3 protein-coding genes are annotated in these 2,994 nt (G+C 74.2%); all 3 read right to left on the bottom strand.

The window, feature by feature from the left end; all coding sequences use genetic code 11:
• Positions 1–226: 226 nt before the first annotated feature.
• A complete protein-coding gene (locus QZX64_RS16640; protein ID WP_295662123.1) occupies positions 227–943 on the bottom strand; it encodes a hypothetical protein in 717 nt (238 codons plus the stop codon).
• A gap of 130 nt (positions 944–1,073) precedes the next feature.
• Positions 1,074–2,024, bottom strand: a complete 951-nt coding sequence (locus QZX64_RS16635; protein ID WP_295662120.1) for a tyrosine recombinase XerC — start codon at positions 2,022–2,024, stop codon at positions 1,074–1,076.
• 70 nt (positions 2,025–2,094) lie between these two features.
• Positions 2,095–2,901 (bottom strand): GNAT family N-acetyltransferase, encoded by an 807-nt coding sequence (locus QZX64_RS16630; RefSeq protein WP_295662117.1) that lies wholly within the window; start codon positions 2,899–2,901, stop codon positions 2,095–2,097.
• Between the last annotated feature and the right edge of the window lie 93 nt (positions 2,902–2,994).

Genomic DNA, 2,994 nt, shown 5'->3' with positions numbered 1-2,994 from the left:
GGGGGGGCTGGAAGCGGGGAGACCTCTACCTCGACCCGCTCACGCTCGTCGGCGACACCGGTCCGGTCCGCCTCCTCCCCCTGTGGCGCGACGAGCCCGTGCCGGTCCCGTCGCGACCCGCACGTCCGGCCCTCCCCTTCGAGGGCTGGTGGCGGCTGGCGACCCAGTGGTGACCGGCTCCCCTCAGGGAGGTGCCGGTCACCGTGCTGGTCGTGCGCTGGTTGGTTCAGTGCACGCGCGGCAGTCCCTCGGTCGGCCCGACCTCGGGCACGGCGCCCTTCGCGGCGACGGTGGCGGCGCCCCCGGGCTGCATGGCCCAGGTGCCGCCGAAGAAGCCGTAGGCCCCTCCCACCGTCGGGGAGTACAACCACGCCCCGGTCGGCGTCGCGGTGCTCGCGTCGAACGCCAGGTTCGTCACGAAGCGGGGCGCGCCGACGTTGAGCGCCTGGGACTCGAAGACGCACAGGTGCCCGGGGTCCGCGCTGGGGGCCGCGGCCGTGCCGGAGCAGCCGGGCGGCACTGCGGCACCCACCTGGATGTAGTGGGCCGTGGGCGCCGCCGCCAGCGTGACGCCGTAGGACAGGTCACCGAACACGTAGGCCCCCGCCACCGTGGAGGGCGATCCGACGAGGTAGGTGCCCCGGTAGGTCCTCTGCCTCGCCTGGTACCTGGCGTCCGCGTCGGTCTTCGAGTAGTACCTCGCGTCGGACTCCGGCTTGGTGTACGAGCCGCCCTTGCCGGCGTACCTCGTGTCGGACTGGGTCTTGGTGTAGTAGCGCTGGTCGGCCTTGTCCTGCAGCTTCTTCTTCCAGATCTTGCCCCAGCCCTGTGCTGCGCGGTCCTGCACGGCCGCGCCTGCGGGCGTGACCGCCACGGCACCGGTCGTCATGACCGCGGAGGCCGCGACCAGGCCCAGCGCCTTGCGAGATGGTGTGTACTTCATCGGACTTCTCCTTGCTCCCTGGCGGCCGGACGACCGCCCCACGAGCACTGTCGGTCCGCCGGGCCCCTCGCCACATCGGCGGAGCTGCCTACCCGATGCGTAGGTGCCGCTACGTAGTCGGGCCCGCGACTCAGGCGCGGGGGTGCGCCTGCCGGTACGCCGAGCGCAGGCGCTCGGTGCTCACGTGCGTGTAGAGCTGCGTGGTGGCCAGGGACGCATGGCCCAGGAGCTCCTGCACCGACCGCAGGTCCGCGCCTCCCTCCAGCAGGTGGGTGGCCGCGGTGTGGCGCAGGCCGTGGGGGCCGATGTCGGGAGCGCCGGGCACCTCGGCGATGCGGCGGTGCACCAGCTCGCGCACCATGCGCTGGTCGATCCGGCGCCCGCGTGCACCCAGGAAGAGCGCAGCCCCCGCCCCCTCGGCCCGCAGCCGCTCCCGACCCCGCGCCAGCCAGCGCTCGAGCGCGACAGCCGCCGGCTGCCCGTAGGGCACGGTCCGCTCCTTGCGGCCCTTGCCGAGCACCCGAGCGACACGGCGCTCGTGGTCGAGGTCGTCGACGTCGAGGGCGACCAGCTCGCCGACCCGGATCCCCGTGGCGTACAGCAGCTCCAGCATGGCGACGTCGCGGATCCCGGTGGGGCTGCCGTCGTCGGCGAGCGCGGCGGCGGCCCGGATGAGGTCGCTGGCCTCGTCCGCGCGGAGCACCGGTGGCAACGACGCTGCCTTCTTCGGCGAGGCTAGGGTCGCCCCTGCGTCGGCCGGGGCGCGGCCCGTGCGGGTCAGCCAGGCGGTGAACACGCGCGCGGCGGTCGCCCGGCGCGCAACGCTGGAACGGGCGCCGCCCATCGTGTGCTGCTTGGCCAGCCAGCTGCGGAGGCCGCGCAGGTCGATGGTGGCGACGTCGGCGTGGCCGAGCCGATGCAGGTGCTCGAGCAGGCCTGCGACGTCGCCCAGGTAGGCGCGCACGGTGTGCGGCGCGAGGTCGCGCTCGGATACCAGGTGGCGCTCGTAGTCGCCGAGCACGCGGGCGAAAGGCTCGGGCAGGCCGGCCTCGTCCACCGCGCCCGGGTCGTCGCCGCTCATCTGCGCACCCCTCGACCCGGCATCCTCCGATCCTAGGAAGCTCTCCCGCCGGGAGCCGGCAGGCGCACGCTCAGTCGCGCGTCCAGTTGTACGGCGTCGTCGTGGTCACCGCCACCAGCCCGCTGCGCTCGAGGATGGGTCGCGACATGTCGGTGCAGTCGCTGTGGAGGTAGCGCGCCCCGAGCCGCAGTGCCGACCGGGCTCGGGCCGCCACCAGGGCGCGGTAGATGCCCTGCCCGCGCCACGCGGGACGGGTGCCACCGCCCCACAGCCCGGCGAACTCGGTGCCGGGGACGACGTCGACGCGGCCGGCACACACCACGTCACCGTCCGGTCCGAGGGCGAGCCAGTGCTCGGAGAGGTGCGGTAAGGCGGTGATCCGCTCCGCCAGGTCGGCGGGGGCGGGACCGGCGTCGTTGCCGAACACCTCCGTCTGCAGCGCCGCCGCGGCGGTGAGGTCGGCCAGCAGGTCGCCGCCGTCCCCGGCCCGGCGTACGACGACACCGGCGGGCAGCTCGACCGGCTGGTCGAGCCGCTCAGCGGCACCGATCATCACCGTCTCCAGCGCGTCGGCGACGAGCCCGTGGGCCTCGAGCCGCGCCGGGAGGTCCGCCGGTGCGTCGTGGCCGCGGGACTTCCACTCGAAGGACGCGACGTCGGTCTCGTCGCGGAACCACCGGACCGTGTCGGCGATGACCTTGTCGAGGGCCGCACCCTGGAGGCCCGCGAGGTCGCGGTAGGTGACGAACCCGCCGTGGCTGAAGATCGCGCGCAGGATCGGACCGTGCCGGTGCCACTGCGAGGCCGTCGACATCTCGGCCTCCTCGCGGAGCTGCGAGTCGTAGGCGGAGAGCAGGTCGGCCGGGGCGTCGATCATCCTCGGAGGCTAGTCGTGGCCACCGCGGGCAGCCACCAGGATTCACCTGCCCACCGGATCGTCGACGGCGGCCCCCGTCAGGCGCCATCCGCC

Source organism: uncultured Nocardioides sp., from assembly GCF_902805925.1.
Lineage (GTDB): Bacteria > Actinomycetota > Actinomycetes > Propionibacteriales > Nocardioidaceae > Nocardioides.
This window is presented reverse-complemented; position numbering and strand designations above follow the sequence as displayed.